Here is a 6,280-nt window from a genome sequence, read left to right as displayed (position 1 = left end):
CATCAGCCGAAGAGCCTCGGGGAGGCGCTCTCGCACTCGCCGAGGCGCGAACACTGGCCGGTGGCCCCTCCTACCGGAGTCCTGGCGCAGATTCCATGGAACCTCGCCGCGTTCCCGCACAACGCCGGGTCTAGACGCTGAGCAACAACCCTACGGGCCCATAGTCACGCGGCTCTGGGCCAGAGGTGTGGCCAGTCGAACGGGCCAGCATACAAACCCAGCAAGTGACGTGCGGCGAGGGTTCCCTACGCGAGCGAGAGGAAGAGCTTCTCGAGCTCGTCGGGCTTGGCCGAGCCCTCGGCGTCCGGGTCGGCGAGGCACTCCTGCATGGCGTTCGAGATCACGAGGTACCCCGCGCGGTCGAGCGCCTTGGTGACCGCCGAGAGCTGCTGCACCACGTCGCGGCAGTGCGCCTCACCCTCGACCGCGGCGATGACCGCCGCGAGCTGGCCGTGCGCACGGCGCAGGCGATTCGCGATCTTGCGCTTCGTCTCGGCCGAGTCCGGGGTCGCAGCGGGGGTCGCTCCGAGAACCGCAGCAGCGGTGGGACCGGCATCAGGCACCGACGCAGACTCGATCGCCAACGCCGCCGCGTCCCCCGCGCGTGCACTGTGAGCAGCCCCGGGGGCTGCGGAGATCTGACCAGACATTTCCGACCCGCTTTCACTGATGACTTGACGTCCACTATACCCCCTAGGGTATAGTCGGTCACGGAACCACAGATACCCCTTGGGGTATTCGGTGGCCCTGCCCACGACACCGTCTCGCAAAGGAGACCACGAATGTGCCAAGCCGTAGTGTGCCGCACCTGTAACAAGACCACCTGGTCGGGGTGCGGCCAGCACATCGATTCCGTGCGGCGGAGCGTCCCCGCAGCGGAGTGGTGCGACGGGTCGCACACCCCCGCCCAGCTGGAAGCCGCCTCCGCTGGGCGCGGGCCGGGCTTCCTCGCACGGCTCTTCGCGCGCTAGGCCACCGACCCGCTCGGCGCCCGCGCCCGGCAGCGGCCAGCCAGCGACCACCGCACCAGTTCCCCCAGGACTCCACCAGAGAAAGGTCCCACCATGGCAACCACAAACCTCACGCTTGACACGTTCCCCACGACGGTCGATTCCGACGGCATCACGCTCGTCGACTTCTGGGCCGAGTGGTGCGGGCCCTGCCGTTCGTTCGGCCCCGTATTCGAGCGCGCCTCTGAGGAGCACACGGACATCACCTTCGGCAAGGTCGACACCGAGGCGGAGCAGCAGCTCGCCTCGCTCTTCCAGATCACCTCAATCCCCACCCTCATGGTGTTCCGCGACGGCGTGCTCGTCTACTCGCAGCCCGGCGCACTCGCCGCACCCCAGCTCGAGCAGCTCGTCCAGGGTGCCCGCGAGCTCGACATGGACGACGTGCGCGCCCAGCTCGCCGCACAGAAGGCCGAGCAGGAGGCCCAGAACGCCGAGCAGGAGAGCCTGCCGGCCACGAAGTAGCCGCACCCGCGGGTGATCCGTGCCCCCGCACCAGTTGGCGCACGGAACACCCGCGAGGCACGGAGCGCAGCCAGTGAGGCGCGGCTCCCCCAAGACGCGTGGGTTGCGCCGGGCAGGGCGCCACCCACGAAGCTCGCGCGGTACCTACCGGATCAGGTGTTCCTGGCGCAAGCCCCTCCCCAGCGCGCCGGGGCGGGAGTAGTGTCGCAGGCACACCGAGCGAGGTTCGCTTGGCCGAAAGGAGCTTGAATCATGAGTTTCATCGCTTTCCTTATCCTCGGCCTGATCGCGGGAGCGATCGCAAAGGCCATCATGCCCGGCGAGAACGGGGGCGGCTGGTTCACCACACTGCTCCTCGGAGTGATCGGGGCGATGCTGGGCGGGTGGCTCGGAGGCATGATCTTCGGCGCCGACATGGCCGCCTTCTGGTCGCTGTCTACCTGGCTGCTCGCAATCGGCGGCTCGATCATCGTGCTCCTGATCTTCGGCCTGTTCTCCGGAAACCGCCGCAGCAGCGCGCACTAGCGCCCCGGGCACCCGCGGCGCCCGCACGCACGGGCACCGCACACTGGCGCGGCATCGGACCCCGGTGCCGCGCCAGCGGCGGTTCGAGCACCGGCCACCGGCCCACGGCCCGCGGTCACGGCCCAGCTACAGCACGTCCGGGTTGTTCTTCGCGAACGCCTCGGCCTCGTCCTCGGTAATCACCACGAGGCCGCGCGACGCGTGCGAGCGTGCGGCGAGCACGCGCAACCAGGTGAGGTTGAGTTCCGGCGATTTGCTCCCCCCGAAGCGGAAGGCGATCGGCACCGCCGGCGACAGCCACAGCGATACTCGCCCGCTCCCCTCGTCGGGGGTGCGACTCCAACTCAGGAAGAACCCCTCCTGGCGGCCGAGCTTCTGCCCCACCACCACTTTGAGATGCGCCAGCAGGCGATCCTCAAACTCGTACTCGTTCGGTCCGTGCACCAGATACCCCATGGCCCGATCCTGGCACAGACCGCGCGCCCGTGGGGGAAAGTTTGGCGGCTACCTCACCCGGATCGCGCCGGGCTGCACGCTCACGCTGATCCGGGTCACCTCACCGAGCTCGTCTCCGTCAATCTCGAACGCACGCGGCTCATCGAGCTCCACCTCCAGCGACGCGAACCGCCCGTGCGAGGTGGTCGCGCTGCTCGCGGCCGCCTCACCGCCGGTGAGCGCTCGCTTGAGCCCGTTGTCCCACACCATGTTCCGCAGCGTGTCCGCCCACCCGACAATGCCGTCGGCACGGAGCACGAGCAGGTCGAGCGATCCGTCGGCGGGATCGGCATCCGGAAGCAGCGTGATCCCGCCCTGCAGCATGCCGCAGTTGCCCACGATGAGGGTGTGCGCGCGCTCGGGCTCCGCCGCACCCCCGTCGCGGCCGACCCGCAGCTCGATCACCTCGCTCGCCGAGAGCGCCCGGCCCAGCGACTCCACATAGGCGAGCCACCCGGCGCGGCTCTTCAAGTCCTCGTTTGTCTCGGTGATCATGTGGGCGTCGATCCCAAACCCGGCCATCACCGTGAACGCGTGCCGCTCGGTGCCACCATCGGCGGCGACGGTCTCGACCCAGCCAATGTCGAGCGGCTCCGCCGCCCCCGTAAACGCGCGCTCACACGCCGCGCGCAGGCTCGTCAGCGGCACCCCGAGATTGCGGGCGAGGAGGTTTCCAGTGCCGAGCGGGATCACGCCCAGCTCAGCGACTGCCGAGCCCGACGCTCCCGCAACGGCGAGTTCCTCGGCCACCGCACGCACGGTGCCGTCGCCACCGGCCGCGAGCACGAGAGTGGCGCCCGCGTCGAGCGCGGCGCGCGTGGCGGCCCGCCCGGGATCATCCGGGCTCGTCTCGTGCCAGGTCAGCGCGTCGGCGAACTCCTGCGGCACGGCCGCCTCAAGCGCCTCACGCTCGGTCTTCGACGGATTCCACACGATTGCCGCGATTGGCTCAGCTGGTGCGCTCACTCGGGTCCCCTCCCCTGGCTGACTGCTGCGAGCAGTCTAGCCCGCGGCGCCCGGCCCGCCCGCGACGCCGGGTGACGGCTAGCCGCGCCCCGTGAACCGATCCATCGAGGAGTACACGCGGAACACACGCCCGCCCACCGCGTCCCACACTCGCGTGGGCAGCACGCCGCGGAGCGCCATCGCGAGCTTGACCGTCCACGGCCGCATCACGAGCGGGATCCCCGAGAGCATGCCGTCCCAGGCCGCGCGCACCGCCCGCTCGGGAGTCATGATCGGAGTGAGGATCGGGCCGCGCGCCCCGGCGAACATGCCCGTGGAGATGTAGCTCGGGCAGAATGTGGTGACGGCGATGTGCCGCTGTCCGTCGCGCTCGAGCTCAAGCCGCAGCGACTCGCTCCACCCGATCATCGCCCACTTCGAGGCCGCGTACACGCTCATTCGTGGATTCGGCAGCGTGCCGGCGGCCGACGCGATGTTGAGGATCCGTTTGGGCCGCGTGCGGTCCGCGATCATCGCGGGGAGCACCTCGCGGGTGAGCCACATTGGGGCGAGCGTGTTGATCCGCATGGTGAGCTCGATATCCGTCTCGGGGTCGTGCTCCCAGAACAGGGCGCCGCGCACAATGCCGGCGTTGTTGACGACCACGTCTGGATCGCCAAGCTCGGCACGGGTCTCCGCGAGCGCGCGGACCACGTCTTCCCGCTGCGACACGTCGACGGTGAACGCGCGCACCCGCGGCGTTGAACCTGCGGTGCCGCCCACGTCGTGGGCGCCCGCCGAGCCGTCAAGCTCGGCGGCGAGTGCCTCGGCGCGCTCGGTTTCGAGATCCCAGAGTGCGATCGCGGCGGCGCCCTCGCGCGCAGCTCGGCGCGCGTAGAGCTCGCCCATTCCACGCGCGGCGCCGGTGATGAGCACGGTGGCGCCGGGGATCACGCGGCGCGGGAGTCGCTTCGTTGCCATGGCCTCACGCTACCCGTTCGAGGCCGCTGACGGGGAAGAATCGAGCACAGGATTGCCGGGGGCCGGCTCCGGTGCCGGCTCCGTCGCACCGCCGGCCGCCGCGGCGTTCGCGGCGGCTGGGGCGCCCAGGAGCTTTCCGGGGTTCATGATGCCCGCCGGGTCGAGCTCGGCCTTGACGGCCCGCAGCGCGCGAACGCCGAGCGGGCCGATCTCGGCCGGGAGCAGGGCCGCGTGCTCGGTCCCCACGGCGTGGTGGTGGGTGATCGTGGCGCCCCGGGCGAGGATCGCGGCGTTGGCCGCTGCCTTGACGCGCTCGTACTGCGCGATCGGGTCTGCCTCAGCGGCGGCGATGAACGTGTAGTAGAGCGAGGCACCGTCTCGGTACATGTGCGAGATGTGCCCCTGCACCGCGCTGGGCGCCCCCGCACTGCCAGCTGCGGTTCCGGCGTTCGCCCCCGAGCCTGAGCCGGCGGCGCCGGATCCTGTGGTAGCAGGGCCTGCGGCGAGCGCCCCGCGGATCGCTTCGGCGACGGCGCGGTGCGTTTCGGGGAGCTCCGACCAGGTGGCCGCGGTCTCGAGCGTGTCGACCATCACGCCGACGGCGAGCAGTTCGTCGCGCAACCGCGGCGCTCCGAACCTGCCGGCGTCCCACGCGGCCGCCGGCCGCTCGGTGGTGGGCACGCCACCGTGGCTGCGGAGGATCCGGGCGGCCCGGCTGCGGCGGCGGCGCACCTCGCCGTCGGTGCCCTCCCAGACGCCGAGCAGCAGGGCCGGGGTGTCGATCCCGCGGAGCCCGAGCCAGCGGCGCAGCGTGCGCGTGGCCCCGCTGTCTGACTGGGCGAGCGTGAGCTCGGTCTCTTCCTCGTCGCTGAGGCGGCACACCTCGGGCAGATCGCCCCGGCCACCGTCCTGCGCGAGCGCGCGCACGGCTGCGGCCCCGGCGTCGAACGACGGGAACGCCCACGAGCCGTACGCTTTGCGCGTGGGCGCACGACGGATCGCGACCGTGACGCGGGTGATCACGCCGAACGCGCCCTCACTGCCGATCACGAGCTGACGCAGGTCTGGGCCGGCGGCGGAGGCGGGCGCGCGGCCGCCGAGGTCGAGCCGGCCACTCGGGGTTTCGATTCGGATCCCGGTGATGAGCTCGGCGATTGCCCCGTAGCCGGTGGACGCCTGCCCCGCGGAGCGCGTGGCAGCGTAGCCGCCGAGGGTGGCCTGCTGGTGCGACTGGGGCAGGTGCCCCAGCGTGAAGCCGCGGGCGGCGAGCGCCCGCTCGAGTGCCGGGCCGCGGATGCCCGCCTCGAACGTGGCGGTGCGGTCGGTCTCGTCGAGCGCGATGAGCGCGTCGAGACGCCCGAGGTCGAGGGCGATCACCGCCGCGTGTCCGCCGCGCAGTGGTGCGACGCCGCCAACGACGCTCGTGCCCCCGCCGAACGGCACCACGGCGATGTCGTGCGCGGCGCAGACGCCGAGGATCGCGGCGACCGCCGCCTCCGTGTCCGGGGTGACGACCGCGTCCGGGGCGGCGAGCGGCCGCCCGGCGCGCTGGCGCAGCAGGTCGGGGGTGTGCTTGCCCGCAGCGTGACGCAGCCGATCACTGGCGCGCTGCGACACCGCCGCGTGCCCGGCGGCGCCCGCGAGCGCTTCGAGGGCGGCAGCGGTGAGCTCGGGCTCGGGCAGCTCGACCTCGTCGAGCGCGGCGGGCGCGACCGGCTCGCCGATCTCGGCGCCCAGCCGCGCGCGCAGCACTCGCGCGGCACCCTCGGGCAGCCCTGCGCCCGCCGCGGCCCAGCCCCACCAGGGGGCCTGGGGAACACTCTCGGTAATATCAGCAGCCATACGTTACAGTGTGACAC

7 protein-coding genes are annotated in these 6,280 nt (G+C 71.7%); 2 read left to right on the top strand and 5 right to left on the bottom strand.

Features of this window, described 5'->3' with window-relative positions; genetic code table 11:
* Positions 1-245: 245 nt before the first annotated feature.
* The gene (locus tag EV139_RS16055; RefSeq protein ID WP_420029132.1) at positions 246-563 is read right to left on the bottom strand and encodes a metal-sensitive transcriptional regulator; all 318 of its coding nucleotides are present in this window, start codon (positions 561-563) and stop codon (positions 246-248) included.
* A 501-nt stretch (positions 564-1,064) separates the two neighbouring features.
* Here EV139_RS16055 and trxA point away from each other — a divergent pair.
* The gene (gene trxA / locus EV139_RS02915; protein WP_130452794.1) at positions 1,065-1,475 is read left to right on the top strand and encodes a thioredoxin; all 411 of its coding nucleotides are present in this window, start codon (positions 1,065-1,067) and stop codon (positions 1,473-1,475) included.
* A 252-nt stretch (positions 1,476-1,727) separates the two neighbouring features.
* Positions 1,728-2,000, top strand: coding sequence for a GlsB/YeaQ/YmgE family stress response membrane protein (locus tag EV139_RS02910; RefSeq protein ID WP_130452793.1), 273 nt, complete (start codon positions 1,728-1,730; stop codon positions 1,998-2,000).
* 126 nt (positions 2,001-2,126) lie between these two features.
* Here EV139_RS02910 and EV139_RS02905 read toward each other — a convergent pair whose 3' ends face one another.
* The 4 genes from EV139_RS02905 to EV139_RS02890 form a co-directional block, all read right to left on the bottom strand.
* Complete coding sequence (locus tag EV139_RS02905; protein ID WP_130452792.1) at positions 2,127-2,456, bottom strand: DUF7882 family protein; 330 nt, start codon at positions 2,454-2,456, stop codon at positions 2,127-2,129.
* A 48-nt stretch (positions 2,457-2,504) separates the two neighbouring features.
* Entirely contained in the window at positions 2,505-3,461 is a 957-nt protein-coding gene (locus tag EV139_RS02900) for a diacylglycerol/lipid kinase family protein (RefSeq protein ID WP_241988946.1), read from the bottom strand.
* A gap of 78 nt (positions 3,462-3,539) precedes the next feature.
* The gene (locus EV139_RS02895) at positions 3,540-4,421 is read right to left on the bottom strand and encodes an SDR family NAD(P)-dependent oxidoreductase (RefSeq protein ID WP_130452791.1); all 882 of its coding nucleotides are present in this window, start codon (positions 4,419-4,421) and stop codon (positions 3,540-3,542) included.
* 9 nt (positions 4,422-4,430) lie between these two features.
* Entirely contained in the window at positions 4,431-6,263 is a 1,833-nt protein-coding gene (locus EV139_RS02890; RefSeq protein ID WP_130452790.1) for an FAD-binding oxidoreductase, read from the bottom strand.
* Positions 6,264-6,280: the final 17 nt, after the last annotated feature.

Source organism: Leucobacter luti (assembly GCF_004217175.1).
Lineage (GTDB): Bacteria > Actinomycetota > Actinomycetes > Actinomycetales > Microbacteriaceae > Leucobacter > Leucobacter luti.
Note: the sequence above shows the minus strand (reverse complement) of the source record. Positions and strands in the feature narration are given on the sequence as shown.

Excerpts from the sequence above, each read along its gene's own strand:
- EV139_RS02910 (WP_130452793.1), top strand. The coding sequence starts at position 1,728 with ATGAGTTTCATCGCTTTCCTTATCCTCGGCCTGATCGCGGGAGCGATC.
- EV139_RS02890 (WP_130452790.1), bottom strand. The coding sequence starts at position 6,263 with ATGGCTGCTGATATTACCGAGAGTGTTCCCCAGGCCCCCTGGTGGGGC.
- EV139_RS02895 (WP_130452791.1), bottom strand. The coding sequence starts at position 4,421 with ATGGCAACGAAGCGACTCCCGCGCCGCGTGATCCCCGGCGCCACCGTG.
- EV139_RS02905 (WP_130452792.1), bottom strand. The coding sequence starts at position 2,456 with ATGGGGTATCTGGTGCACGGACCGAACGAGTACGAGTTTGAGGATCGC.
- trxA (WP_130452794.1), top strand. The coding sequence starts at position 1,065 with ATGGCAACCACAAACCTCACGCTTGACACGTTCCCCACGACGGTCGAT.